This is a genomic window from Kitasatospora sp. NPDC085464, from assembly GCF_044541955.1.
Lineage (GTDB): Bacteria > Actinomycetota > Actinomycetes > Streptomycetales > Streptomycetaceae > Kitasatospora.
This window is the reverse complement of the sequence record NZ_JBITTM010000018.1, coordinates 83,051-109,604: the sequence shown is the minus strand read 5'-3', so window position 1 is coordinate 109,604 and position 26,554 is coordinate 83,051. Positions and strand designations below refer to the sequence as shown.

At 73.1% G+C, this 26,554-nt stretch carries 24 protein-coding genes; 19 read left to right on the top strand and 5 right to left on the bottom strand.

Going from position 1 to position 26,554, the window contains the following annotated elements:
• Positions 1-210 precede the first annotated feature (210 nt).
• The 14 genes from ACIGG8_RS17975 (at position 211) to ACIGG8_RS17910 (ending at position 16,596) form a co-directional block, all read left to right on the top strand.
• On the top strand, positions 211-1,362 hold the full coding sequence (locus ACIGG8_RS17975; RefSeq protein ID WP_350521570.1) for a glycine amidinotransferase: 1,152 nt from the start codon (positions 211-213) through the stop codon (positions 1,360-1,362).
• A 107-nt stretch (positions 1,363-1,469) separates the two neighbouring features.
• A complete protein-coding gene (locus ACIGG8_RS17970) occupies positions 1,470-2,600 on the top strand; it encodes a cytochrome P450 (protein WP_396549113.1) in 1,131 nt (376 codons plus the stop codon).
• 23 nt (positions 2,601-2,623) lie between these two features.
• Complete coding sequence (locus tag ACIGG8_RS17965; RefSeq protein WP_350521571.1) at positions 2,624-2,821, top strand: ferredoxin; 198 nt, start codon at positions 2,624-2,626, stop codon at positions 2,819-2,821.
• A gap of 44 nt (positions 2,822-2,865) precedes the next feature.
• Positions 2,866-4,008 carry a glycine amidinotransferase gene (locus tag ACIGG8_RS17960; protein ID WP_350521572.1) on the top strand — a complete coding sequence of 381 codons (1,143 nt, stop codon included), beginning with the start codon at positions 2,866-2,868 and terminating at the stop codon, positions 4,006-4,008.
• A gap of 36 nt (positions 4,009-4,044) precedes the next feature.
• Positions 4,045-5,343 carry a cytochrome P450 gene (locus ACIGG8_RS17955; RefSeq protein ID WP_396549034.1) on the top strand — a complete coding sequence of 433 codons (1,299 nt, stop codon included), beginning with the start codon at positions 4,045-4,047 and terminating at the stop codon, positions 5,341-5,343.
• Entirely contained in the window at positions 5,340-8,426 is a 3,087-nt protein-coding gene (locus tag ACIGG8_RS17950) for an amino acid adenylation domain-containing protein (RefSeq protein WP_396549032.1), read from the top strand. The genes ACIGG8_RS17955 and ACIGG8_RS17950 overlap by 4 nt, the downstream gene beginning before the upstream one ends.
• Positions 8,423-9,172 (top strand): thioesterase II family protein, encoded by a 750-nt coding sequence (locus ACIGG8_RS17945; RefSeq protein WP_396549030.1) that lies wholly within the window; start codon positions 8,423-8,425, stop codon positions 9,170-9,172. Before ACIGG8_RS17950 ends, ACIGG8_RS17945 begins: the two co-directional genes overlap by 4 nt.
• Positions 9,173-9,234: 62 nt before the next feature.
• Positions 9,235-10,647: an enoyl-CoA hydratase/isomerase family protein gene (locus tag ACIGG8_RS17940; protein ID WP_396549028.1), complete on the top strand. Its 1,413-nt coding sequence runs from the start codon at positions 9,235-9,237 to the stop codon at positions 10,645-10,647.
• A 110-nt stretch (positions 10,648-10,757) separates the two neighbouring features.
• Positions 10,758-11,882 (top strand): pyruvate dehydrogenase (acetyl-transferring) E1 component subunit alpha, encoded by a 1,125-nt coding sequence (gene pdhA / locus ACIGG8_RS17935; protein ID WP_396549026.1) that lies wholly within the window; start codon positions 10,758-10,760, stop codon positions 11,880-11,882.
• A gap of 1 nt (position 11,883) precedes the next feature.
• Positions 11,884-12,900 carry an alpha-ketoacid dehydrogenase subunit beta gene (locus tag ACIGG8_RS17930; RefSeq protein ID WP_396549024.1) on the top strand — a complete coding sequence of 339 codons (1,017 nt, stop codon included), beginning with the start codon at positions 11,884-11,886 and terminating at the stop codon, positions 12,898-12,900.
• Positions 12,897-14,183: a dihydrolipoamide acetyltransferase family protein gene (locus tag ACIGG8_RS17925; RefSeq protein ID WP_396549022.1), complete on the top strand. Its 1,287-nt coding sequence runs from the start codon at positions 12,897-12,899 to the stop codon at positions 14,181-14,183. The genes ACIGG8_RS17930 and ACIGG8_RS17925 overlap by 4 nt, the downstream gene beginning before the upstream one ends.
• A gap of 88 nt (positions 14,184-14,271) precedes the next feature.
• Positions 14,272-15,360 (top strand): branched-chain amino acid aminotransferase, encoded by a 1,089-nt coding sequence (locus ACIGG8_RS17920; RefSeq protein WP_396549020.1) that lies wholly within the window; start codon positions 14,272-14,274, stop codon positions 15,358-15,360.
• On the top strand, positions 15,357-15,608 hold the full coding sequence (locus ACIGG8_RS17915; protein WP_396549018.1) for a hypothetical protein: 252 nt from the start codon (positions 15,357-15,359) through the stop codon (positions 15,606-15,608). The genes ACIGG8_RS17920 and ACIGG8_RS17915 overlap by 4 nt, the downstream gene beginning before the upstream one ends.
• A 181-nt stretch (positions 15,609-15,789) precedes the next feature.
• The gene (locus tag ACIGG8_RS17910; protein ID WP_396549016.1) at positions 15,790-16,596 is read left to right on the top strand and encodes a hypothetical protein; all 807 of its coding nucleotides are present in this window, start codon (positions 15,790-15,792) and stop codon (positions 16,594-16,596) included.
• 40 nt (positions 16,597-16,636) lie between these two features.
• On the opposite strand, the gene mqnP is transcribed toward ACIGG8_RS17910, so the two are convergent.
• The gene (gene mqnP, locus ACIGG8_RS17905; RefSeq protein WP_350521583.1) at positions 16,637-17,533 is read right to left on the bottom strand and encodes a menaquinone biosynthesis prenyltransferase MqnP; all 897 of its coding nucleotides are present in this window, start codon (positions 17,531-17,533) and stop codon (positions 16,637-16,639) included.
• A complete protein-coding gene (locus ACIGG8_RS17900; RefSeq protein WP_350521584.1) occupies positions 17,530-18,987 on the bottom strand; it encodes a menaquinone biosynthesis decarboxylase in 1,458 nt (485 codons plus the stop codon). The genes mqnP and ACIGG8_RS17900 overlap by 4 nt, the downstream gene beginning before the upstream one ends.
• Before the next feature lie 92 nt (positions 18,988-19,079).
• Between ACIGG8_RS17900 and ACIGG8_RS17895 the strand changes: the two genes are divergently transcribed.
• From ACIGG8_RS17895 to ACIGG8_RS17880, 4 genes are all read left to right on the top strand, one after another.
• Positions 19,080-19,502: a PLD nuclease N-terminal domain-containing protein gene (locus tag ACIGG8_RS17895; protein WP_396549013.1), complete on the top strand. Its 423-nt coding sequence runs from the start codon at positions 19,080-19,082 to the stop codon at positions 19,500-19,502.
• 452 nt (positions 19,503-19,954) lie between these two features.
• Positions 19,955-21,556, top strand: coding sequence for an acyl-CoA carboxylase subunit beta (locus tag ACIGG8_RS17890; RefSeq protein ID WP_350521586.1), 1,602 nt, complete (start codon positions 19,955-19,957; stop codon positions 21,554-21,556).
• 73 nt (positions 21,557-21,629) lie between these two features.
• The gene (locus ACIGG8_RS17885) at positions 21,630-21,839 is read left to right on the top strand and encodes an acyl-CoA carboxylase subunit epsilon (RefSeq protein WP_350521587.1); all 210 of its coding nucleotides are present in this window, start codon (positions 21,630-21,632) and stop codon (positions 21,837-21,839) included.
• A 223-nt stretch (positions 21,840-22,062) separates the two neighbouring features.
• Positions 22,063-22,674 (top strand): ScbR family autoregulator-binding transcription factor, encoded by a 612-nt coding sequence (locus tag ACIGG8_RS17880; RefSeq protein WP_350521588.1) that lies wholly within the window; start codon positions 22,063-22,065, stop codon positions 22,672-22,674.
• Between the two features lie 90 nt (positions 22,675-22,764).
• On the opposite strand, the gene ACIGG8_RS17875 is transcribed toward ACIGG8_RS17880, so the two are convergent.
• Positions 22,765-23,400, bottom strand: a complete 636-nt coding sequence (locus tag ACIGG8_RS17875; protein ID WP_396549009.1) for a ScbR family autoregulator-binding transcription factor — start codon at positions 23,398-23,400, stop codon at positions 22,765-22,767.
• Between the two features lie 349 nt (positions 23,401-23,749).
• Here ACIGG8_RS17875 and ACIGG8_RS17870 point away from each other — a divergent pair, with 349 nt between their 5' ends.
• Positions 23,750-24,841, top strand: coding sequence for a ScbA/BarX family gamma-butyrolactone biosynthesis protein (locus tag ACIGG8_RS17870; RefSeq protein WP_396549007.1), 1,092 nt, complete (start codon positions 23,750-23,752; stop codon positions 24,839-24,841).
• 46 nt (positions 24,842-24,887) lie between these two features.
• On the opposite strand, the gene ACIGG8_RS17865 is transcribed toward ACIGG8_RS17870, so the two are convergent.
• Complete coding sequence (locus ACIGG8_RS17865) at positions 24,888-25,295, bottom strand: hypothetical protein (RefSeq protein ID WP_350521591.1); 408 nt, start codon at positions 25,293-25,295, stop codon at positions 24,888-24,890.
• Positions 25,296-25,420: 125 nt separating this feature from the next.
• Positions 25,421-26,554 (bottom strand): c-type cytochrome biogenesis protein CcsB, encoded by a 1,134-nt coding sequence (gene ccsB / locus ACIGG8_RS17860; protein ID WP_396549004.1) that lies wholly within the window; start codon positions 26,552-26,554, stop codon positions 25,421-25,423.

Genomic DNA, 26,554 nt, shown 5'->3' with positions numbered 1-26,554 from the left:
CGCGCCATCTGATGACGTAGCAGCTACGCAAACCGGAGTATTGATCGATTGCGTGGACACCGTCAACCACCCGCCGATGTGACGCAGGTTACACCACCGCGGCTCACGGGTGACGTTGCGTCACAGAGTTCACTGTGCTTAGCATGACAAAAGTTTGTCGTGTAACTTGCCCTCCCTTTCGGCTGGTGCACACATATACGGGGAGCTTCAATGCGGCTGAATAGCTTTGATGAATGGTCACCCCTGAGGGAAATAATCGTAGGCTCGGCCGAGAACTATGTTTCACACGAGCGTGAGCTTTCTTTTGAACTCTTTTTCCATGACAACATCGCCGGGGACAACCGCTCCGAGTGGTACTACCCGCGCCTGACGTCCCGCAGCGGCGACCCGACCGCCGGCGGCACCCGGATCCCGGTCAAGCAGCGCTACGTCGCCGAGCTGAACGAGGACCTGCAGGGCCTGGTCGACACCCTCACCTCCCTCGGAGTGACGGTGCACCGGCCGACCGACGTCGCCCCGGAGACCGCAGAGGTGCGGACCCCGGCCTGGTCGGCCTCGGTGGTCCCGCCGCTGAACCTGCGCGACAACACCCTGATAGCCGGGGACGAGATCATCGAAACCTCGCCGATGATCCGCTCCAGGTACTTCGAGACCCAGCTGCTGAAGCCGGTGTTCCAGGAGTACTTCCGGCGCGGCGCCCGCTGGTCGACCATGCCCCGGCCGCTGATGACCGACGCCTCCTTCGACCTGTCGTACGCGCGCTCCAGCAAGGCCGGCGGCCCGATGGAGCCGATCGAGGACCCGCAGTCGTCGCCCTACGACGTCGGCCACGAGATGCTCTTCGACGCCGCGCAGTGCCTGCGGCTCGGCCGGGACATCGTCGCCAACATCGCGACGGAGAACCACGCCCTCGGCGTCGACTGGCTGGAACGGCACCTGGAGGGCCGCTTCCGCATCCACCGCGTCCACAAGCTGAGCGACAGCCACATCGACAGCATGGTGCTGGCCCTGCGCCCGGGCACGCTGCTGTGCCGCTCGCAGGCCGTGGTCGACCTGCTGCCCAAGCCCCTGCGCAGCTGGGACGTCATCATCCCGCCGGCTCCGGAGACCTACAACTTCCCCGAGTACGCGGACGACGACCTGATCCTCACCAGCCCGTTCATCGATCTCAACGTGCTCTCGGTGAGCCCCGACACCGTCCTGGTCAACGAGGCGTCCCCCGAGCTGATGCGCGAGCTGGAGCGCCACGGCTTCACCGTCGTGCCGGTGCGCCACCGCCACCGCCGACTCTTCGGCGGCGGCTTCCACTGCTTCACCCTCGACACGGTCCGCGAGGGCGGTCCCGAGGACTACCTCGACTGATCGACCGGCAGCGCCTCTCACACGAAAGGAGGTCGACCGTGCCCACGGACCCCGTGCCATCCCATCCGACCGAGCGCGTCCGTCCGTTCGATCCACCCGTGGACCTGATGCAGTGGCAGGCCGACGAGCCGCTGCGGCGGATGAGCTATCCGGACGGCCACGTCGGCTGGGTGGTGACCAGCCACCAGCTGGCCCGCCAGATGCTCACCGATCCCCGCTTCAGCGCCCGTTCCGAGTTCAAGCGGGCGCCGGTGTACCGGCCCGGCGCGGATCCGTTCTTCGGTGTCCCCGCGCTGCCCGGCTGGCTGGTCGACATGGACCCGCCGGAGCACACCAGGCTGCGGCAGCAGCTGGCCGGCCAGTTCACCGCGCGACGGATGCGGGAGATGCGTCCGCAGATCGACCGGATCGTCGACGAGCTGCTGTCCGGCCTGGAGCGCTCCGGCCCCGGGACGGACCTCGTCGAGGCCTTCGCCCTGCCCCTGCCCTCGCAGGTGATCTGCGAGCTGCTCGGTGTCCCGTACCACGAGCGCGCGGAGTTCCAGCACAACAGCAAGCGGCTCTTCGACCTGGAGTCCACCGCGGCCGAGACCTCCGCCGCCATGGACCAGCTGTACGCCGTGGTGCGCGAGATCGCCGCGGGCCGCTCGAAGGACGAGACCCCCGGTCTGCTCAGGTCGCTCGCCGAGGACGGCACGCTGGACACCGAGGAGATCGCCGGCGTCGGGGTGCTGCTGCTGACGGCGGGCCACGACTCCACCATGGGCTCGCTCGGGCTCAGCGTCCACGCCCTGCTGTCCCACCCCGACCAGCTGGCCAGGCTGCTCGCCGACCCGTCGATCGTGGACAACGCGGTGGAGGAACTGCTCCGCTACCTGACGATCTTCCACTTCGGCGTGCCGCGGACCCCGCTGGAGGACCTGGAGTTCGCCGGGCAGCACCTCAAGGCCGGCGACTCCGTCACCGTGTCGCTGTCCGCGGCCAACCGGGACCCGAACTGGTTCCAGGACGAGGCCGACCGACTGGACCTCGGCCGGCGCACCACCGGCCACCTCGCCTTCGGCTACGGCATCCACCAGTGCCTCGGCCAGAACCTCGTCCGCATGGAGATGCGCGCGGCACTCCCCGCGCTCTTCCACCGCTTCCCGACGCTCGAACTGGCGGTTCCGGCCGACGAAGTCCCGCTCGCCACCGACCGGAGCGTCTACGGCGTGCACCGCCTGCCCGTCACCTGGTGACGCCGACCGCACCGGAGGACACCATGCGCGTATCCGTGGACACGCACACCTGCATCGGGGCCGGCCAGTGCGCCATGGCGCTGCCCGAGGTCTTCGACCAGGACGACACGGACGGCCTCGTCGTCCTGCTGGACGAGACGCCGCCCGAGGATCTGCACGACGCCGTGGACGAGGCGGTCAGGCGCTGTCCGGTGCAGGCGATCACGACCACCGACTCCTGACCGCCACCCCTGACCGCCACCCCGCCGAGAAGGGCACCGCTTCCATGCGACTCAACAGCTTCGACGACTTCACCCCGCTCAAGGAGATCATCGTCGGCTCCGCGGACGGGTACGCCGACCGCATCCGCGACCTGTCGTTCGACATGTTCATCAGCGACAACCTGTCGGGCACCCGGGGCTACTTCCCGAGCCTGTCGACCTGGCGCGACAGCGAGGCCCGCCGGCTGCGCAACGAGCCCGACCGCCTGGCCCTCAAGGAGCGCTTCCTCCGGGAGCTCATCGAGGACGTGGAGGGCGTGGTCGAGCAGCTGGAGGCCCTGGGAGTGACGGTGCACCGCCCGCTGGAGCCCGCCGCCGACCTCACCCGGGTCACCACCCCCGCCTGGGACGCCGCGGTGGTGCCCCCGCTCAACCTGCGCGACAACACCCTCGTCATGGGCGACGAGATCATCGAGACCCCGCCGACCCTGCGCGCCCGGTACTTCGAGAACCAGTTCCTCAAGCCGACCTTCATGGGCTACTTCGCCCAGGGGGCGCGCTGGACGGTCATGCCGCGGCCGATGATGACCGACGCCTCCTTCGACCCGGACAACGACAACCCCGCGCCCAACATCGAGGTCCCGGAGAACCCGCAGCCGTCCCCGTACGACTCCGGCCTGGAGCCGATGATCGACGCCGCGAACTGCCTCCGGCTCGGGCGCGACCTGATCGTCAACGTCGCCAACCGCAACCACGCACTGGCCTACGACTGGCTGGAGCGCCACCTCGACGGGCGCTTCCGGGTGCACCGCATGAACAAGCTGACGCAGAGCCACATCGACAGCGTCGTGGTGCCGCTGAGGCCGGGCACGCTGCTGCTCCGCTCGGCCGACGTGCTGGACTACCTGCCCGAGCCGCTGCGCACGTGGGACGTGATCGTGCCGCCGGCACCGCAGATCAGCGACTACCCGCAGTACGAGAACGGCGACCCCATCCCGCCCAGCCCGTACATCGACCTCAACGTGCTCTCGATCGACGAGAACACCGTCATGGTCAACGACGCCTGCAAGACGCTGATCCGGACGCTGGAGGAGCACCGCTTCACCGTCGTCCCGGTCCGCCACCGCCACCGTCGGCTGTTCGGCGGCGGCTTCCACTGCTTCACCCTCGACACGGTCCGCACGGGCGGTGCCGAGGAGTACATCTGACCCGGTCCCCCACTCGTGTCGTAGGGAAGCAGAACCATGCGCATAACCTCTGGCGGGGCCGCCGCGGACGACGAGCCCGGACCGGACCTCTCCGATCCGCACTACTTCGGCACCGGGGACCCCCACCCGGTCTGGACCCACCTGCGCGCCCACGATCCCGTCCACCGGCAGTGCCCGATGGGCGGCAAGCCGGAGTTCTGGGCGGTCACCCGGTACGCGGACGTGTCCCGGGTGCTCTCCCAGCACGGCGAGTTCACCGCCACGCGGGGCAACATCCTGACGACCCTGGGGCAGAGCGACATCGCCGGCGGGAAGATGCTCGCGGTCACCGACCCGCCGCAGCACAAGCGGCTCAAGGACCCGCTGTCCCCGCACCTGACCAGGCAGGCGGTCCAGGCGTACGAGCCCGCGCTGCGGGAGTTCTCCCGCCGCCTGCTCTCGGTCGGTGCCCGGCAGGACACCTGGGACTTCGCGGCCCAGGCCGCGTACTACCCGATCGCGATCGCGGGGCTGCTGCTCGGCATCCCGGAGTCCTCCTGGAACCGGCTGAGCCACTTCACCTACGCGGCCGTCGCCGAGTCCGACCCGGACTACGCCGGAACCGGCGACTCCCGCTCCGCCGTGCTCAACCGGGCGCACTCCGAGATCTTCCTGTACTTCCACACCGAGGTGTCCCGCCCCGGCCGGGCCGAGGCGGACGACCTCATCGGGGCATTGTTGCGGGCCGCGCCGGAGGGCGAGCAGCTGAGCCGCGAGGAGGTGCTCCTCAACGCCTACAGCCTCCTCATCGGGGCGACCGTCACCACCTCCCACGCGGCCGCCGCCGGCCTGCTCGCCCTACTGGAGAACCCCGCCGAACAGGAGCGCTGGATGGCGAGCGGGGACACCGAGTCCCTGGTGGAGGAGATCCTGCGCTGGTCCTCACCCGCCAACCACGCGCTGCGGCACACGACCGGGGAAGTGCGGATGGGCGGCACGACCATCGGCGCCGGCCGGCCGGTCACCGCGTGGCTGGGCTCCGCCAACCGCGACGAGACCGTGTTCGACGAGCCCTTCCGCTTCCGGGCCGACCGGACCCCCAACCGCCACATCGCGTTCGGCGTGGGCGCCCACCGCTGCATCGGGACCCACCTGGCCCGGCTCGCCCTGACCGTCCTGTTCGACGAGATCGCCAGGAACTTCGAGCGGATCGAGTCGGCCGGGGAGCCGCGCCACCTGCACTCCACCTTCATCGCGGGGATCAAGAGCCTCCCCGTGCGAACGGTCCTGCGACCGGACGGAGCCGGGCTCCGCGACCTCCCACCACTCGGCGACACCTCTGAGGAAGCACTGTGACAGCCCCGGCACACCCGACGTCCGCCGCGCTCGAACCGGGCCCGGCCCCCTGGTCGCACCCCTCCCACCACGTGGTCCGGTGCCTCCGGCTCACCGGGGAGTTCGACCCCGCGGCGGCGCACCGCGCGCTGCAGGAGCTGACCGCGCGGCACGCCGTCCTGCGGACCGTGCTCCCCGCGTCCACCGGGCCGGCGGTGCCGCAGCCCGCCGCGCCGGACACCGGGGGCGCGGCGCAGCCCGACTTCGCCGCGGTCCGCGTACCGCCGGAGGAGGCGACCGCGCACGCCGCCCGGCTGGCCGCCGAGCCCTTCGACCTCGCCCGCGGCCCGCTGCTGAGGGTCCGTGCGCTTCGGGTCGGCGAGCAGGAGTGGCTGCTGCTCGCCGTCGCGCACCGGCTGGCGCTCGACCCGGTCTCCCTGGACGCCCTCCTCGTCGAGCACGCGCTCGCTTACACCGCCGTACGGCGGGGGGAGCCGCTCCCCGCCACGCAGGCCCCGGAGCTCCGCTGGCCCTCCGCCGCGGAGGCGACCGTCGAACTCGACCACTGGCTGGACCGGCCGGAGGCGCTCCCCGTCGTCGACCTGCCGACCGACCGGCCCCGCCGGCCCCGGACCTCCCGCCCCGGCGGCGTGGAACACTTCTCCCTTCCGGCCGGCCTCGCGCCGCGCCTGCGCGAACTGTCCGGAACGGCCGACGCGTCCAGCGCCCTGTGCGCCGCCGCACTCGCGCTGCTCGCCCGCCAGACCGGACAGCAGGCCGTCCCGCTCCTGGTCCCGGTCCGCCCCGACCCGGACACCCCGCTCGGCCGGCCGGAGACCGACGTCGTCCTGAACCTCCGACTGGACGGCGAACCGACCTTCCTGGACGTCGTCGAGCAGGCCCGGGCAGAGCTGGCCCGGGCCCGCGCGCACGCCACCGCCCTGCCGCCGGGAGCCCTGGCCGGGCCGGCCGGAGCCTGCGGCGACCCGGCCCGCCAGCCGGTGCCGGTCAGACTCGCCGCCCGGAACTTCGGCACCGCGCTGCCGGACTATCCCGGTGCCGCCTGCACCCCCGTCGACCTGCACCCGGGCACGGCCGCCCGGGACCTCTCGCTCGTCTTCGAGCTGCGCGGGGACGACCTGCGCGGAACGGTCGAGTACGACGCCGACCTGTTCGAGCCGGTCACCGCGCGGCGGCTGGCGCGGCGGATCGAGCTGCTGCTCACCGCCGCCGCGGAGAACCCGCACACACCGGTCGCCGCCCTGCCCGCGCTCCCGCCCGAGGAGCGCGCCCTCGTGGTGACCGAATGGAACCGCACCGGGCGGGCCTTCCCGCGCGACCGCACCACCGCCGCCCTGTTCGAGGAGCAGGTCCGCCGCGACCCCGCGGCGACCGCCCTCGAACACGAGGACGTCCGGCTCGGCTACGGCGAACTGAACACCCGGGCGAACCGGCTGGCCCACCGCCTGATCGCGTGGGGCGTGGGCCCCGACGTCCCGGTCGGCATCTGCCTGCCCCGGTCCGTCGACATGATCGTGTGCCTGCTGGCCGTGCTCAAGGCCGGCGGCGCCTACCTCCCGCTCGACCCGGACCACCCCGCGCAGCGGCTCGCCTTCGTGGTCGGCGACGCCGGGGCCCCGGTCGTCCTCACCGACACCGCCCACGCGGAGGCCTTCGCCGGGTCCGCCGCCCGGGTGCTCCGGCTCGACGCGCCGGACGACACGGCGCCGACGGACGGCCTCCCGGCGACCGACCCGGTCGTCCCGGCGGCCACCGCCGAGCACCTGGCGTACGTCATCTACACCTCGGGCTCCACCGGCGCCCCCAAGGGCGTCGCCGTCACCCACCGGGCCCTCAGCCGACTGGTCAAGGGCGCGGACTACGTACGGCTCGGGCCCGGCGAGGCGCACCTGCAGCTCTCCCCGCTCACCTTCGACGCCTCGCTGATCGAGCTGTGGGGCGCGCTGCTGAACGGCGGCACACTGGTCCTGCCGCCGTCCGGGCTGCCCTTCCCCGACCTGCTCAGGGTCGCGCTGCAGCGCCACCGGATCACCACGCTGCTGCTCGTCTCGCCCCAACTCCACGTGGCGGCCGAACAGTTCCCCGAGGAACTGGCCCGCGTCCGACAGCTGATGGTCGGCGGTGACGTCCTCTCGCCGGCCAGCGCCGCGCAGCTGCTGCCGCACCTGACCGACACCAGCTTCCTGCACGTGTACGGCCCCACCGAGTGCACCCTCTTCGCCACCTGGAAGCCCATCGAGGCCGCCGACACCACCCGCCCCACCATCCCCATCGGCCGTCCGATCGCCAACACCCAGACCTACGTCCTCGACGAGAACCTGGAACCGCAGCCCGTCGGCGTCGCCGGTGACCTCTGGCTCAGCGGCGACGGCCTGGCCCGGGAGTACCTGGGCCGCCCCGACCTCACCCGGGAACGGTTCCTGCCCGACCCGTTCGGGCCGCCGGGCAGCAGGATCTACCGCACCGGCGACCTGGCCCGCTGGCTGCCGGACGGCAACCTCGAATTCCTCGGACGCGGCGACGACCAGGTCAAGATCCGGGGGTACCGGATCGAGCTGGGCGAACTGGACGCGGCCCTCGCCGCGCACCCCGACGTCCGGGCCGTGGCCACCGTGGTCCGCGACGACGCGCCCGGCGGGCCGGCCCTGGCCGCCTACCTGGTGGGCGACGCGCGGCCCGACCACGCGCAGCTGCGGGAGTACATGGCGGCCCGGGTGCCGTCGTACATGATCCCGGCGGCCTTCGTCTGGCTCGACGAGATCCCGCTGACCGCGAACGGCAAGCTCGACCGCAAGGGCCTGCCCGCACCGGAGTACGACTCCGGGGCCGGCCCGGACACCGCCCCGCGCACCCCGGTGGAGGAACGGGTCCTGTCCGTCATGGCGCAGACCCTCGAACGCGAATCCGTCGGCCCCGACGACGACTTCTACGCGCTCGGCGGCAACTCGCTGCTGCTGGTCACGCTCTTCACCCACCTCCAGTCGGCCTTCCCCGACGCCGGGTTGAGCCTCGTGGACCTGCTGGACAACCGCGCCGGCAGGCAGATCGCCGCACTGCTGGAAACCCGGCGGGGCACCGCGTGACCGCCGACCCGACGCCCTGGCTGCTGGGCTCCCCGGCCGGCCGCGGGGCCGGGGAGCGGCTGTTCTGCTTCCCGCACGCGGGCGGCGGGGCGAGCGCCTTCGCCGCCTGGCGCCCGCACCTGCCCGACTCGGTGGACCTGCTCCCGGTCCAGCTCCCGGGCCGGGAGAACCGGGTCGGCGACCCGCTGCCGGCCACGCTCGAAGAACTCACCGTCCAGGTGGCCGGGGCCCTGCTCCCGCTGCTCGAACCGCCGTACGTCCTGTTCGGCCACAGCTTCGGGGGTCTGCTCGCCTACTCGCTGACCAGGCACCTGCACGAGCACGGCCACCCGCTGCCCCGGGCCCTGCTGATCTCCGGTGCCCGGCCGCCGCACCTGGCCGCCGACACCGCGTACCACGCGCTGCCCCACGACGAACTCCTCGACTTCCTGCGCGCCACCAACGGAGTTCCCGACGTCCTCCTGCAGCACGAGGAGTTCGTCCGCCGACTGCTGACCGGCCTGCGGGCCGACCTCGCACTCGCCGCCGAGTACCGGCCCGCCCCCGCCGCACCCCTGCCGTGCGACGTCCGGGTCTTCGCGGCGACGGAGGACCCGGTGGTCCCGCCCGCCGCCCTGGAGGGCTGGCGGGCCTACGCCGGCGGGGAGTTCACCGTCCACCGGCGGCCGGGCGACCACCACACGGTCTACGAGCCCTCCGGCGGCCTGTTCGACGCGATCGTGCGCTCGGGGCTGACCCGCCCATGACGGCCCGCGCCGGTACGGACCGGCCACGTGCCGCGAGAACACCCATGAGGAGATGACCCAGCATGCACACACCCGTGCCGACCCAAGCAACGGCGGCGCAGCCCGACCCGTCCCGCGGCGCGGCGTCCCGTGCCACCGGGGTCCCGCGCTTCCGCGGGGACCACCCGGCGGACACCCGCCTGCTGACCGCCTGTCTCGACGCCTTCGCGGACCAGACCGCGGCGCTGCCGCCGCGCGCCGAGCGCACCCCCGCCGAGCGCGACAGCGCGGAGCACGTCGCACGCGCCGCCCGGCAGGCCCGGCACCAGTTCCTCGACCTGCACGCGGGCCGCGTCTACGACGAACTCACCACCGGCCGCCGCCGCCAGGTCCGGGTGGACGACCTCGCGTTCGCGGCGGCGGAGGCCTACCCCGGGCTGGTCCCCAGCCGCGCGCAGATCGCCGCGGACCGCCTGGTCCCGCAATCCGCGAAGTCCGGCGGGGAGCTCGACCAGGGCGTCTTCTTCACCCACCTGCTGGGCCAGCGCGACACCGGCGAGCACCTGCTGCGGTCGATGCTGGCCCCCACGCCCCGGGCCCTGGAGCTGCTCCCCGAGTTCCGCCGGACCGGCCACCTGGACCTCGGCCAGGCCACCGTCCGCCGCGACGGCTTCGTGGCCGAGGTGACCATCTGCAACCAGCACGTCCTCAACGCCGAGGACGACGCGGTGGTGGAGGCCCTGGAGACCGCCATCGACCTGGCCCTGCTCGACGACGAGGTCGCGGTGGGCGTGCTGCGCGGCAGCGAGCTCTCCCACCCCCGGTACCGGGGCCGGCGGGCGTTCGGGGCCGGCATCAACCTGACCCACCTCTACGAGGGGAAGATCTCCTTCGTGGACTTCATGCTCCGGCGCGAGCTGGGGTACATCCGCAAGCTGATCCACGGACTGCGCAGCCCGGGGGACGACCTGCTCGACCTGCCCGGCGGCAAGCCCTGGATCGGCGCCGTCGAGACCTTCGCGATCGGCGGTGCGACCCAGGTCGCGCTCGTCCTCGACCGGGTCGTCGCGGGATCCGACGCCTACTTCTCGCTGCCCGCGCTCAACGAGGGCATCATCCCCGGCGCCGCCAACCTGCGGCTGGGCCGGGTGGTCGGGCGGCGGATGGCGCAGCGCCTGATCTTCCACGGCGAGCAGGTCCCGGCGGACAGCCCCCAGGCGCTGGCGCTCTGCGACGAGGTCGTCAAGCCCGACGAGGTCGACGCGGCCGTGGCCTCGGCGGCCGACCGGCTGGCCGACCCGGCCGTGCCCGCCAACCGCCGGATGATGCACCTGGCCGAGGAGTCCGACGACCTGTTCCGGACGTACCTGAGCCGGTACGCACTGGAGCAGTCCGTTCGGATGCACAGCGCGGACGTGGTGGCGAAGCTGGAGCGCACCTGGGTCAACCGGCGGGCGTCCGCGAAGCCGGACGGGGACTCCGCCGCGCAGGCCTGACGGACCGCCGTCCCTCCTCCGCCACCGGCCGCCCGGCACCGGCCGCCCGCCACCGCAGAGAACCCGAAGCGAACCCGCAGAGACCCCGCAGAGAAAGCGAGCCCCTCCCCATGTCCGCCACGGCCACAGCGTCCGAGCAGGGCCTCCGACCGGCGGCGACGGCGCTGCTGCCGTCCGCCACCCCGGTCCGGCTGGTCACCGAGACCGGCACCGCGGCCACGACCCCCTCGGGGTACCAGGCGCCCCCGGCCGAGCGGCTCCGCGAGGCGTACCGGCGGATGGTGGTGGGGCGGCGCTTCGACCAGCAGGCGACCGCACTGACCAGGCAGGGCCGGCTCGCCGTCTACCCGTCGAGCCGGGGGCAGGAGGCCTGCCAGATCGCCGGCGTCCTCGCCCTGCGGGACGGGGACTGGCTGTTCCCCACCTACCGCGACACCGTGGCCCTGGTCGCGCGGGGTGTGGACCCGGTGGAGGCGCTGACCCTGCTGCGCGGCGACTGGCACTGCGGCTACGACCCGACGGCGGTCCGGGTCGCGCCCCAGTGCACGCCGCTGGCCACGCAGCTGCTGCACGCCGTCGGCATGGCCGACGCCGTGCGCCGCAAGGGCGAGGACGGCGTGGTGATGGCCTTCGTCGGGGACGGCGGGACGAGCGAGGGCGACTTCCACGAGGCGCTGAACTTCGCCGCGGTGTTCCGTTCCCCGGTGGTCTTCCTGATCCAGAACAACCAGTACGCGATCTCCGTGCCGCTCTCGCGGCAGACCGCCGCACCGGCCCTCGCGTACAAGGGGGTCGGCTACGGGGTGCGCTCCGAACAGGTCGACGGCAACGACCTGGTGGCGGTGCTGTCGGTGCTGGACGCGGCCGTCGAGCACGCCCGTTCCGGTCAGGGCCCGTTCCTGGTGGAGGCCCACACCTACCGCGTGGACGGCCACACCAACGCCGACGACCCCGGCCGCTACCGGGACGAGGAGGAGGTCCGCCGCTGGGACGCCGCGGACCCGCTGGACCGCCTGGAGACCTACCTGCGCGGCGCCGGGCTGCTCGGCGAGCAGGACGTCGACTCCGCGCGGGAGGCGGGCGACGCCCTGGCGGCGGACCTGCGAGCACGGATCGACGTCGAGGAGCAGCCGGACCCGCTCGAACTCTTCGAGCACGTCTACGCCCAGCCCACCCCCCAACTGCGCGAGCAACGCGACCAGCTGGCCGCCGAGTCGGCCGACACGGAGAACTGACATGGGAACGGCCACGATGGCCCAGGCGCTCAACGCGGCGCTGCGGGACGCGCTGCGCGAGGACGAGCGGGTGCTGGTGTTCGGCGAGGACGTCGGCCGGCTCGGCGGCGTCTTCCGGATCACCGACGGGCTGACCGCCGAGTTCGGCGAGCACCGCTGCTTCGACACGCCGCTCGCCGAGTCGGGCCTGGTCGGGCTGGCCGTCGGGCTGGCGATGGGCGGGTTCCGGCCGGTGGTGGAGCTCCAGTTCGACGCCTTCGCCTACCCGGCGTTCGAGCAGATCGCCTCGCACGTGGCGAAGATGCGCAACCGCACCCGGGGGCGGGTCTCCCTGCCGATGGTCCTGCGCATCCCGTACGGCGGCGGGATCGGCGCCGTCGAGCACCACAGCGACTCCAGCGAGGCGTACTACGCGCACACCCCGGGGCTGAAGGTCGTCACCCCGGCGACCGTCGAGGACGCCCACTGGCTGCTGCGGGACGCCGTGCGGGATCCCGACCCGGTCGTGTTCCTGGAGCCCAAGAAGCAGTACTGGTCCAAGCAGGACGTCGACCTGGAACGGCGCGGGGCACCGCCCTTCGGCCGGGCGGCGGTCCGCCGCGTCGGACGCGACGCCACGCTGATCGCCTACGGCCCCGCCGTCCCGGTCGCGCTCGCCGCGGCGGCCGAGGCGGCGCTGGACGGCATCGAGCTGGAGGTCGTGGACCTGCGCACGCTCGTGCCCTTCGACGACGACACGGTGACGGCGTCGGTGCGGCGGACCGGCCGCTGCGTGGTCGTGCAGGAGGCGCAGGGGTTCGCGGGCGTCGGCGCCGAGATCGCCGCGCGGGTGCAGGAGCGCTGCTTCCACTCGCTGGCCGCACCCGTCCTGCGCGTGGCCGGGTTCGACATCCCCTACCCGCCGCCGAAGTTGGAGCACGCCCACCTGCCCGGGGTGGACCGGGTGCTGGACGCCGTCCACCGCCTGCAGTACGACGACGAGCCGGACACCCGGCACCTCGCGCGGGTGTCCTCGTGACCGCCTCGGCCGGGCCCCGGGTCTTCCTGCTGCCCGACCTGGGCGAGGGCCTCACCGAGGCGGAGGTCGTCGGCTGGCGGGTCGCCGCCGGGGACACCGTCGAGGTGGACCAGGTGGTCGTGGAGGTCGAGACGGTGAAGGCGGCCGTCGAGGTGCCCGTGCCGTACGCCGGGACGGTGCTGGAACTGCACGCCGAGGTGGGGGCGGTGGTCGCGGTCGGGGCGCCGCTGGTCTCCGTCGCTGCGGCCGCGCCCCCCACCTCCGGGCTGTCTCCCTCCTCCGAACTGCGCCCCTCCTCCGAGCTGCCTCCCGCGCGGGAGGCCCACGGCGAGGAGGCGCCGGCACCGAGCGGCAACGTCCTGGTCGGCTACGGGACGCGGCCGGTCCCGCCCGGCCGCCGCCGCGGCCGCGGCGCCACCGGCCGGACCGGGGCGCCGGAGCGGTCCGCCGCCCCGCTGGTGATCTCCCCGCTGGTCCGCGCGCTCGCGCGCGAGCACGGCGTCGACCTCGCCCGGCTCACGCCCAGCGGGCCGCACGGCGTCATCCTGCGCCGTGACGTCGAACGGGCTCTACGGCCCGCGGTGGATTCCGCTCCGCGGGAGCGCATCCCGCTGAGCGGCCTGCGTCGGGCCGCGGCCGAGAAGCTGACCCGCAGCAGTGCGGTCCCGACCGCCACCACCTGGGTCGACGTGGATGCCACCGGCCTGCTCCAGGCCCGGGACACCCTCCGGGACGCCGCCCCGGACCGGCCGATCGGGCTGCTCGCGCTGCTGGCGCGGATCTGCGTCGCCGCGCTCCGCCGGTTCCCCGAGCTGAACTCGACCGTGGATGCGGCGCGGGAGGAGATCGTCCGCTTCCCCCACGTGAACCTTGGCTTCGCCGCGCAGACCGACCGCGGTCTCGTCGTGCCCGTGGTGCGGGACGCGCACCTGCGGACGACCGCCGAACTGGCGGCCGAACTCGTCCGGTTGACCGCTCTGGCGCGCTCCGGCAGCCTGCCGCCGGGGGAGCTGACCGGCGGCACCTTCACGCTCAACAACTACGGCGTCTTCGGTGTCGACGGCTCCACGCCGCTCCTCAACCACCCCGAGGCCGCGATCCTCGGCGTGGGACGCGTCGTCGACAAGCCCTGGGTCGCGGACGGCGAGCTCGCCGTCCGCAAGGTCACCCAGCTGTCCCTCACCTTCGACCACCGGGTCTGCGACGGGGCGGTGGCCGGCGGCTTCCTGCGCTACGTCGCGGACTGCGTGGAGCGCCCGGCCCTGCTCCTCGCCGCCCTCTGACCACCGCCGCCGCCCCGCCCGCACCGTCCCGCCACCGCAGCACCCCGCCCAGCACCGCCCGATCCGCACCCCTCCGCAGGAGTTGACGATGAGCCCGGCCTTCCCCCTGGTCCGCACCACGAGTCCGGTGCCGGAGGCGGAACGCGCGGCGATCCTGGCCGCACCGGAGTTCGGCCGGCACTTCACCGACCACATGGCCCAGGCCCTCTGGACACCGGAAGCCGGCTGGCACGACCGCTCCGTGGGCCCGCTGACGCCGTTCTCCCTGCACCCCGGCACGGCCGCGCTGCACTACGCCCAGGAGGTCTTCGAGGGGCTCAAGGCCTACCGGCACGCCGACGGCAGCGTCTGGCTGTTCCGCCCCGAGCGCAACGCGCGCCGCTTCGCCCGCTCCGCGGCGCGGATGGGCCTGCCCCCGCTCCCGGAGGAGGACTTCCTCGCGAGCGTCGAGGCCCTGGTCCGCGCGGACGAGCCCTGGGTACCGGTGACCGCGGGCGAGGAGAGCCTGTACCTGCGGCCGTTCATGTTCGCCGCCGAGACCTTCCTCGGTGTCCGTCCGGCCGAGCGGGTCGCCTACTCCGTGATCGCCTGCCCCACCCGGCCGTACTTCTCCGCGGGCACCGGCGGCGTGGCCCTGTGGGTCAGCACGACCTACACCCGGGCGGGCAGGGGCGGCACGGGCGCCACGAAGTGCGGCGGCAACTACGGGGCGAGCCTGGCCGCGCAGGCGGAAGCCCTGCAGCACGGCTGCGACCAGGTCCTCTACCTCGACAGCACGGACGAGGAGGGCTGCATCGAGGAGTCCGGGGCGATGAACCTCTTCCTGGTCACCGCCGCCGGCGAGCTGGTCACCCCGGCACTCGGCACCATCCTGGAGGGCGTCACCCGCGACACCGCGCTCACGCTCGCCCCCGACTTCGGCCTGGCTCCGGTCGAACGCCCCGTCACCTTCAAGGAGTTCCGGGCCGGCCTCGCCGACGGCACCATCACGGAGGTCTTCGCGGCGGGCACCGCCGCCGTCCTCACCCCGGTCCTCGGCATCAAGGGCGAGGGCTACGCCCTGACCGTCGGCGACGGCACACCCGGCCGGCTCACCACGGCCCTGCGCGAGCGGATGCTCGACCTCCAGTACGGCCGGGCCGAGGACACCCACGGCTGGCTGCGGCGCGTCCTGTGAGCACCGCCGTCCTCGTCCTGCTCGGCCTCCTCACCACGGCTCTCGGCTCCCTCTGGGCCGCCGACTTCCGGGGGATCGTGACCCGCCTCCACCGCCGCCAGCTCGCCGAGCGCGCCGGCCTCCCCCCGCACCTGCGCCGGGCAGCCCCTCCCCCGACCGCCCCGACCGCCCAACGCGCCCTCGGCGCCCTCCTCGCCCTCGTGGGCCTCACCCTGCTCCTCACCGGCCTCCACGCCCTCACGTCCTGACGGCCGGGGCCCGGGCGGTGGCGCGGTACTCCCCCGGCAGGCGGCCGGACACCGACGAACTGCCGGCGCTCGACGCACCGGAGGGGCGTACGAGAGTCGGTGCGCGCCGGGTAGACGATGGCGCATGGACCCGAGACCCGTGCGCATTGGGCGTCTCATCTTCGTCACCTACGTTCTAGGCATGACAGAAAAGCGAGTTGACGATGCGTCGGCCGTGCTGGTGGTCGGCGTCTCCGGGACGGTCGGGCGGCACGTCGGGCTGCAGCTCGCGGCCGCCGGGGCACGGGCGCGGACGCTGACGCAGCGGGACCTGCTCGACCCGGCGTCCCTGGAGGCGGCGGCGCAGGGCGTCGACGCGGTGCTGCTGGGGTGGCCGCACCCGACGGCGGAGGCGGCGACGGACGCGGTGGGTGTGCTGGCCCGGGAGGTCGGGCGGGTGGTCTTCCTCTCCTCGGCGGCCGTCCGGGACGTCCCCGAGCAGCCGGAGGGCGAGATCGAGGCGCTGCTCGCCCGGAGCGGGGTGCGGTACACCGTGCTGCGGGCTTACGGGTTCGCAGCCGCGCTGCAGTGGGCGGAGGAGATCCGCGCCGGCGACGCCGTGCGGGGCTACGGCGGTGCGGCCGAGCTGAACCCGGTGGACGAGCGGGACATCGCGGCGGTCGCCGTCCGGGCCCTGGTCGAGGACGGCCACGCCGGCGCCCGGTACGTGCTGACCGGCCCGGAGTCGCCGACCCAGGCCGAGCAGGTGGGCATCATCGGGGAGGCGGCCGGCCGGCCGGTGGCCTGGGAGGAGATCCCGCGCGAGGCCGCCCGCCACCGCATGACGGCCACCGGCCGGCCCGGGTCGGCGATCGACAGCACGCTGGACTTCATCCACGCCCGCATCGCCGACCCCGAGCCGGCCACCACCACCGTCCAGGACCTCACCGGCCACCCGGCCCGCAGCTTCCGCACCTGGGCCGCCGACCACGCCGCGCTGTTCCGCTGAGGCGGCGCCGCCCGCGGCCCGGGGGCCGGGCCCGTCGGGATCAGATCCCGAGGCCGCGGATGATCAGGTCCAGCAGGGCGAAGCAGAACAGCGAGATGCCCACGAACCCGTTGGTCTGGAAGAACGCCCGGTTCAGCTTCGACAGGTCGTTCGGCTTCACGATGGTGTGCTCGTAGACGAAGGCCCCCGCGACGACCGCCAGGCCGACCCAGAAGGCCGCCCCGGCGTGCGTCAGGACCGCGAACCAGCCCAGCAGCAGCGTGGTCAGGACGTGGCAGACGCGCGCGCCCCGGATGGCCGCGGGGATGCCGAACCGGGCCGGCACCGACCGCACCTTGCCGTGGCGGTCGGACTCGACGTCCTGGCAGGCGTAGATGAGGTCGAAGCCGCCGATCCAGATGCCGACGGCGACACCCAGGACCACGGCCTCCCAGGACCAGCTGCCCGTGACCGCGAGCCAGGCGCCGACCGGGCCCATGGCCTGGGCCAGGCCGAGGATCGCCTGCGGGAAGTCCGTGAAGCGCTTGCCGTATGGGTAGACCACCATCGGCACCACGGCGACCGGCGCGAGCGCCAGGCAGAGCGGGTTGAGCATCGCCGCCGCGCCGAGGAAGACCACCAGCGCGACCGCCGAGCCGATGTACGCGGTCCTCAACGACACGGCGCCGGTGACGAGTTCACGCCCGGCCGTGCGCGGGTTGCGGGCGTCGATCTCGCGGTCGATGATCCGGTTCGCCGCCATCGCGAAGGTCCGCAGGCCGACCATGCACACCGTCACGACGAACAGCTGGCCCCAGTGCACCCGCTTGTCGGCGAGGAACATCGCGGTCAGCGCGGCGATGTACGCGAAGGGCAGGGCGAAGACCGAGTGCTCGATCATCACCAGGCGCAGGAACGCCTTCGTGCGCCCCGGGGTTTCGACGGCCGCCGTGCTCACAGTCCGTACTCCTTCCAGCGGCGGGACACCAGTGCGGCGGTGGCCGGGTCCGAGGACACCATCTCCGGCCAGCCGCCGTCACGCGTGTAGCCCTCCTCGGGCAGCTTGCGGGTCGCGTCGATGCCCGCCTTGCCGCCCCAGAACTGCTGGTACGAGGCGTGGTCGAGGTGGTCGACCGGGCCCTCGACCACGGTGAGGTCCCGGCTGTAGTCGACGTTGCCGAAGGCCCGCCAGGCGACTTCCTGGTAGTCGTGCACGTCGCAGTCGGCGTCCACCACGATGATCAGCTTGGTCAGCGACATCATGTGCGCGCCCCAGATCGCGTGCATCGTCTTCTGGGCGTGCTTGGGGTACTTCTTGTCGATCGAGACGATCACGCAGTTGTGGAAGCCGCCGGCCTCGGGCAGGTCGTAGTCGACGATGTCCGGGATGATGATCTTCAGCAGCGGCAGGAAGAACCGCTCGGTGAACTTGCCCAGCGGGCCGTCCTCCGTCGGCGGGCGGCCGACCACGATGGACTGCAGGATCGGACGGCGGCGCATCGTCACGCAGTCGATCTTCAGCGCCGGGAACGGCTCCTGCGGGGTGTAGAAGCCGGTGTGGTCGCCGAACGGCCCCTCGGGCAGCATCTCGCCGGGCTCCAGCCAGCCCTCCAGGACCACCTCGGCGTCGGCCGGGACCTGCAGCGGGACGGTCTTGCAGTCGACCATCCGCACCCGCTCCCCGGCGACGAAGCCGGCGAAGAGGTACTCGTCGATGTCGCCCGGCAGCGGCGCGGTGGCCGCGTAGGTGACGGCGGGCGGGCAGCCGAAGGCGATCGCGACCGGCAGCCGCTCGCCCCGCTTCGCCGCCACCGCGTAGTGGTTGCGGCTGTCCTTGTGGATCTGCCAGTGCATGCCGATGGTGCGGCGGTCGTGCCGCTGGAGCCGGTAGAGGCCCAGGTTGCGGACGCCGGTGTCCGGGTCCTTGGTGTGGGTGAGGCCCAGGTTGAAGAAGGAGCCGCCGTCGAGCGGCCAGGTGAAGAGGGCGGGCAGCGCGTCCAGGTCGACGTCGTCGCCGGTGAGCACGACCTCCTGGACGGGGGCGTCGCCGGGCTTCACGTGCCGCGGCGGGACGTGCGCCATGGAGGCGAGCTTGCCGAAGGCGTCCCGGAACCCGGTGAAGCCCTGCGGCAGCTCCGGCTTGAGCAGGCCGGCGATCTTCTCCGAGATGTCGTCCGGGCCCTTGAGGCCGAGCGCCTTGGCCAGGCGCCGCTCGGTGCCGAAGACGTTCATCGCGAGCGGCATCGACGAGCCCTTGACGTTCTCGAAGAGCAGCGCGGGGCCCTTGGCCTTCTGCACACGGTCGACGATCTCGCCGATCTCCAGGTGGGGGTCCACCTCCGCCTTGATGCGCTTGAGGTCGCCCTCGCGGTCGAGGGCCCGGAGAAACGAGCGGAGATCGTCGTATGCCATGCCTGTCAGTATCCGCCACCCGATAGCCTGGCTTGCGTCAAGGGCCCCGGCAAGGCGCCCGCCACGCCGCCCGCTGGGGGAAGATCGCAGCCATGTTGCGGATCCTGCTGACCATCGTCCTTCCGCTCGCGTTCTGGGTCTGGGCGTTCGTCGACTGCCTGACCACGCCCGAGGACGAGGTGAAGCACCTGCCGAAGGTGGTCTGGGTGCTGATCGTGCTGCTGTTCCCGCCGCTCGGGCCGATCGCCTGGCTGATCGCCGGCAAGCAGCGCGGCTTCCTGCGGGCCGCGACCCCCGACGGCCACCCGGGGCACCCGGCGGCCGACGGCCCGGGGCGCGCCCCCGGGCGCGGCGGGCGGCCGCTCGCGCCGGACGACGACCCCGAGTTCCTCGCCTCGTTGAAGAGGAACGACAAGGACCACGAGGACATGCTCAAGCAGTGGGAGGCCGATCTGCGCCGCCGCGAGCAGGAGCTGCGCGACCGGGACGAGCCGGGGGACGGCCGCAGGAGCTGATCACGGGGGCGGCGCGGGGTACCTCCAACAGCCCACCCGGGCGACCTCGGGTGGGCTGTCGCCTTTTTGGCGCTTCCCTACGACTGGACGCCGCCCCACCCTGACATCCGCCCGCCGGACCCCCGGCTTGAGCGGACCTTGAGCAGCACCCAAGACGACCGGCCTACATTACTGAGGGACGGCCCTGACCTGCGCTTTCCTTCACGCTCAGATCATCGGACCATCATCTGTCCGACAACCCCCGGTATTCGAACGAACACCGAGCGCACCGGCTCCGACCCGACCGCTTCTGTGCAGGCCTCACAGCTAAACGAACCCGACCTTGTACGGAATCGACGCCGAAACCAGCGCACGGCCCCTCGTACAGTCATAAGTGAAGAAAGTGATTCGCGGCCGGGGGCACAGCAGACGTTGGCTGTCGGACAGTTCCCTCACCCTTGGAGTGGTTCGAGATGACGGTTGTGCATGAGGCGCCGGTCGACGGCGAGGTCCACGAGGTCCCGGCCGACGCCCGCGGGCGGGTCGCCGAGCTGCACGAGCTGCGCGAGAAGGTCCGCCGCGGCCCGAGCGACAAGGCCACCGAAGCCCAGCACGCCAAGGGCAAGCTGACCGCCCGCGAGCGCATCGAGCTGCTGCTGGACGAGGGCTCCTTCCACGAGGTCGAGCCGCTGCGCCGGCACCGCGCCCAGGGCTTCGGCCTGGAGGCCAAGAAGCCGCACACCGACGGCGTCGTCGTCGGCTGGGGCACCGTGCACGGCCGCACCGTCTTCACCTACGCGCACGACTTCCGGATCTTCGGCGGCGCACTGGGCGAGGCCCACGCGCAGAAGATCCACAAGATCATGGACATGGCCATCGCGGCCGGTGCGCCGCTGGTCTCGCTGAACGACGGCGCCGGTGCCCGCATCCAGGAGGGCGTCACCGCGCTGGCCGGCTACGGCGGCATCTTCCAGCGCAACACCAAGGCCTCCGGCGTCATCCCGCAGATCTCGGTGATGCTCGGCCCGTGCGCCGGCGGCGCCGCGTACTCCCCCGCGCTGACCGACTTCGTCTTCATGGTCCGCGAGACCTCGCAGATGTTCATCACCGGCCCGGACGTGGTCCAGGCGGTGACCGGCGAGAAGATCACCCAGAACGGCCTCGGCGGCGCGGACGTCCACGCCGGCGTCTCCGGCGTGGCCCACTTCATCTACGACGACGAGCAGTCCTGCATCGAGGAGGTCCGCTACCTCCTGTCGCTGCTCCCGCAGAACAACCGCGAGATGCCGCCGTCCGTGGTGAGCGAGGACCCGGTCGAGCGGCGCAACGACAGCCTGCTGGACCTGGTGCCCGCCGACGGCAACCGCCCGTACGACATGCGCAAGGTCATCGAGGAGATCGTCGACCACGGCGAGTACCTGGAGGTCCACGAGCGCTGGGCCACCAACGTGCTGTGCGTGCTGGCCCGGGTCGACGGCCACGTCACCGGCATCATCGCCAACCAGCCGCAGTCGCTGGCCGGCGTGCTGGACATCAACGCCAGCGAGAAGGCCGCCCGCTTCGTGCAGATGTGCGACGCCTTCAACATCCCGCTGGTCACCCTGCTCGACGTGCCCGGCTTCCTGCCCGGCGTCGACCAGGAGCACGGCGGCATCATCCGCCACGGCGCCAAGCTGCTGTACGCGTACTGCAACGCCACCGTGCCGCGCATCTCGCTGATCCTGCGCAAGGCCTACGGCGGCGCCTACATCGTGATGGACTCCCGCTCCATCGGCGCCGACCTCTCCTACGCCTGGCCGACCAACGAGATCGCCGTCATGGGCGCCGAGGGCGCTGCCAACGTCATCTTCCGGCGCGAGATCAACGCCGCCGAGGACCCGGACGCCATGCGCGCCCAGAAGATCAAGGAATACAAGAGCGAGCTGATGCACCCGTACTACGCGGCCGAGCGCGGCCTCGTGGACGACGTCATCGACCCGGCCGAAACCCGCCAGGTGATCGCCTCCGCCCTGGCCATGCTCCGCACGAAGCACGCCGACCTGCCGAGCCGCAAGCACGGCAACCCGCCGATGTAGCAGCGCGGTCCACCGCAGCAGGCCGTACCGAGAGCCGACCCACACCACAATCCACCGGGGGAGAAACCAGGACATGACCGCTTCCGCCGAACCCCTCGTCCGCATCGTCCGCGGCAGCCTCACCGACGAGGAACTCGCCGCCCTGACCGCCGTTCTGATGGCCCGCGCCGCAGCCGCGCAGCAGGCCGCCGGCAACGCGCCGATCGAGCCGATCGCCAACTGGCAGCGCCTGGAGCGCCGCCCGGCCTACTACTCGCCGGTCAGCTGGCAGCAGGCCGCCTGACGGTCCGCGGCTTCCGCCGACGGCCGGTCGCCCCGTCCGGGTGACCGGCCGTCGGCCGTTCCCGGGCGGCGCACGCCCGCTTCGCGCCCGTCCGTTCCGCGCGGGCCGGACCGACCGCCGGACGGCTCGGTAGGATGCCTACCGGTCGGTGTGCCTCCGCCGCCCCGTCGGCCCCATGGGATCGGTCGCTGCCGAGGTACCAGAACTTTCCAGGGAGGCTGCGATGGCCAGGCAGGCCCGCGCGCTGGCGACCCGCCAGGCGGTACTCCTCGCGGCTGCCGAGGTGTTCGACGAGCGGGGTTACGCCGCCGCCACGATGTCCGAGATCCTGGACCGCGCCGGCGTCACCAAGGGCGCGCTGTACTTCCACTTCCGCTCCAAGGAGGAGCTGGCCCTCGCCGTCATCGAGGGGCAGGGCGCCTGGATCGCCGGCTGGGAGCCGTCCTCGGACAGCTCGGTGCAGAACCTGATCGACCTCGGGTACGCCTTCGCCCGCGCGCTCCGGGACGACCCGCTGGTGCGCGGCAGCATCCGGCTGACGATCGAGCACGGCAGCTTCACCCAGCCGCAGATCGCGGCCTACCAGGGGTGGATGGACCTGGTCCGGGAGCTGCTGGAGCAGGCCCGGGACGCCGGCGACCTCCACCCGGGGATCGACCTGGCCGCGGCCTCCGGGGTGATCACCGGGGCCGTCACCGGGATCCAGCTGAGCTCCCAGGTGCTGTCCGGCCGGGAGGACCTGATCCAGCGGATGGCCGACCTGTGGACGCTGCTGCTGCCCGGCCTGGTCCAGCCGCACGCGCTCGCCCGGCTGAGCGTGGCCGAGCGCGCCTGACGGACCGGCGCGCCTGACGACCGGCGCACCTGACGGACGAGCCCGCCTGACGGCCGGGCACGGCCGCGCCCGGCCGGCGAGCGGCGCGGATCAGACCCGGTAGCCGGCCCGGTTCTCGGCCGCCACCAGGGCGGGCAGCGCGGCCGTCCAGACCCGCCGCACGGCCTCCACCCGGGGCCGGTCGGTCTCCTCTCCCGCCAGCAGCACCTGGCCGGCCGCCGCCGCGGTGAGCAGTTCGGCGGCGGCCCGGCGGTCCACCCCGGGGCACAGTTCGCCGGCCTCGGCGGCGCGGTCCAGCAGACGGTGGACGACCGCGGTGAGACTGCGCCAGGTGGCGTCCGGGCCGGGCGGGCCCGGCGGGCCGTCCCGGTTCTCGTCCCGGCGCGGGACCTGGCGGCCGAGCCGGACGCCGGCCCGCACCACCACGTCCTCACGCAGCATCCGGGCCAGCTCGTGCGAGAAGTCGATCAGCCCCTGGAGCGCCGGGCCGTCGGCGCGCAGGGCCCGCAGCGCGGCCGAGCCGATCTCCCGCCCGGCGGCGCCGCGCACGCCGTCCGCGAGGGCCTGCTTGGACACGAAGTGGAAGTAGAGCGCGCCCTTGCTCACCCCGGCCCGGCGGCTGATGTCGACCAGGCTGGCGGCCTCGAAGCCCACCCGCGCGAAGGTCTCCGCCGCGGCGAGCAGCACGGCCTGCCGGGTCCGCCCAGCCCGTTCCTGCTTGACCACTGGCCCCCTCCGGACTCGACCGGGCGCGTTCCCTCCCCCGGCCCGGCTGCTGTCGGCGCGCCCCCTGCCGGGAGCGGCGCTCGCATGCGGACGGCTGCGACCGAAACCGCATGGTTGGTATCTAATCTAGCGCCTGCGTCGCCCCCGCCGTCCAGCGGGGACGGCCCCCCGCCCAAGGTCTGCGGTCATCCGTAGGGCATTGCCCCAGCCCACGGGGCGGGTAGCGTGAACGGGCCGGGCTGCGCGGCCGGGGCACCCCAGTCGCCGAACACAAACCGGGTGGTATGTATGTTTTGCTCGGGCGTCCATGGCGGCCGCCCGACCGACACCCTGGGAGCGGGGGCCAGTCATGCCATCGATCGTAGAGCCGGACCCCCACGGCGCTTACGCGCACCCCGGGCACGGCCCCGGTACCGGCCCCGGGGCCGGCTACGACTTCCACGACCGGACCGTCTCCCGGCACCTGGTGCACCGCTCCTCGGTCTCCGAGGTCCTCCTCACCGGCTGGCAGGCCACCGGCCCGTACGACTTCCTGCTCGGCGCCCAGTGGCCCCGGCTGCACGGCTTCTACCGGCTGCCCGGGGACCGCTACCACGACCCCGTGCTGATGGCCGAGACCGTCCGGCAGGCCGGGCTGCTGATCGGCCACGCCGGGTTCGGGGTGCCGCGCGGCCACCACTTCGTGATGGAGGACCTCTCCTACGCCCTCGGCGAGTCCGGCCTGCCCGGTCTGGCCGTCGGCGCGGGCCCGGCCTCCCTCATGCTCGCCGTCGGCTGCGAGGACGTCCGGATGCGGCACGGACAGCTCGCCTCGCTGCGGGTGCACGCCGAGATCACCCGGGACGGCCGGCCGATCGGCCGGGGCTCGGGCCAGCTGCGCGTGCTGTCCCCCGGCTCGTACGCCCGGCTGCGCGGTCCGGGACTACACGCCGTCGCGCCGCGGCCGCCGGCCCCCACGGCGCCCGAACTCGTCGGCCGTGCGCAGCCCGCCGACGTGGTGCTCAGCCCCACCCTGCGGCCGGACACCTGGCTGCTGCGCGCCGACGCCGCGCACCCGGTGCTGTTCGACCACGAGCTGGACCACGTGCCCGGGATGCTGGTCCTGGAGGCGGCCCGGCAGGCCGCCCAGCGGCTGCGCCACCCCGAGCCGGTGGTGCCGGTCGAGCTGGTGACCTCCTTCGACCACTACATCGAGCTGGACCGGCCCTGCTTCGTCCGGGCCGTCCCGGAACCGGCCGCGGACGGCCGCCGGCTGCCCGTACGGGTGCAGCTGGTCCAGGACGGGCGGACGGCGGCCGAGTGCCGGCTGCTCACCGAGCCGCAGGACGGACCGTTGGACGGGCCCGCGGAGCGGCCGACGGTGCCGGCCCGGCGGGACGCCCTCGACGGCCGCCCCACCGCGCCGGGCCTCGGCAGCACCCGGCTGCCGCTGGCCAGCTGACCGGCCCCGCCGCCCGGGCCGCCGGGCCGCCGGCAGCGCCGGGGCGTCAGGCGGCCACCAGCGCCGAGGACGGCCGCCCGGCGTGCATCACGCTGAGGTTGGTCGCCAGTCTGACCGGGTCCTGCGCCAGCCAGAGCCGCAGTGCCGCGCCCAGGGCGGCGCTGGCCGACTCGATCCGGACGTCGGTGATCTGCGCGATCCGGGCCGCGCCGGGCACCAGCAGGTCGGCCAGCGCGGTCGGCAGCCAGACCGTCAGGGCGCACGGCGCCGGCATCGCGAGCGCGCCCAGCAGCCGGTAGGCGTCCCCCGGCGCGCTGAGCGTGGGGATGATGTCCAGCAGGGCGTCCGCCACCACCTCGGACACGTCGCTCCGGTGTCCCTGGGCGAGCCGGCGGAGCAGCAGCTGCTCGCCGGCGGTGATTCGGACGGTCAGCATGACCTCGTCGCACTCCATTGCGCGATTTCCTCCTCAGTTCCTCCCCGTACCGGCGCGGACGCGGCCGGCACGAACTACCCCTGTCGCACCTCGGCCCGGCCACCTCCTGCGGAAAGCCGGGCCGTCGGGTGACTGCGCCCCGGTCAGATCCCCGCGTAGGAGTGCTTGCCGGTGACGAAGATGTTCACGCCGTAGTAGTTGAAGAGCCAGCAGGCGAAGGCCGCCAGCGCCAGGTAGGCCGCCTTGCGGCCCTTCCAGCCGGCCGTCGCACGGGCGTGCAGGTAGCAGGCGTAGGCGACCCAGGTGATGAACGACCAGGTCTCCTTCGGGTCCCACTCCCAGTACTTGCCCCAGGCCGCCTCGGCCCAGATCGCGCCCGCGATGATGGTGAAGGTCCACAGCGGGAAGACCAGGGCGTTGATCCGGTAGGACAGCTTGTCGAAGGTCGACGCGGCGGGCAGCCGGCGCCAGATCGACGCCGAGGTGCCCAGCGGTCCGGTGGTCAGGCCGGCCGCCGTCCGCTTGTCGAAGGAGTCCTTGCCGAGGTACAGCAGCGTGGCGATGAACGCCGCGTAGAAGGCGCCGCCGCAGAAGATCGCGGTGGACACGTGGATCGCCAGCCACGGCGAGTGCAGCGCCGGGACGAGCTGCTCCGAGTCGGTATACAGCACCGTGGTGGCGATGCCGAGGGTCAGCAGCCCCGCGAGGACGACCGGCAGGCCGAGCCAGCGGACGTTCTTCTTCGCCGCCAGCAGCACCAGGTAGGCGGCCGTCATCGCGAAGGCGAAGGCGCAGGAGAACTCGTACATGTTGCCCCACGGCCAGCGGGACACCGACAGGCCGCGGGCGACGATGCCGCCGCCGTGCAGCAGCAGCCCGAGGACGGTCAGCGAGACGGCGATCCGGCCGGCCATGTCGGCCTTCTCGTTGGTGCCGGCCGCGCCGGGACCGTCCTCCTCCTCGGCGCCGCGGCCGCTGGTGACCACCGTCGCGCCCTCGCCCGCGATCGCGGTGCGGGTGAGCGTGGTGGTACCGCCGCCGGCCCCCGCGACGGTGACGGTGACCGTCTTCGCGGCCTTCTTCCCGTCGGCCGCGGCGACGGTCTCGCCCAGGGTGCCCGCCTGTTCCTTGGAGCGGACGGCGACGGCGCCCTTGCTGCCGAACGTCCACTCGATCATGTGGGCGAACATGGCGAGCGTGTAGACCACCATCGCCGAATAGATCAGCTTGTTGGAAAGGTCGGCCAGCTGTGGGTCGACCGCCGAGGCGAGATGCAC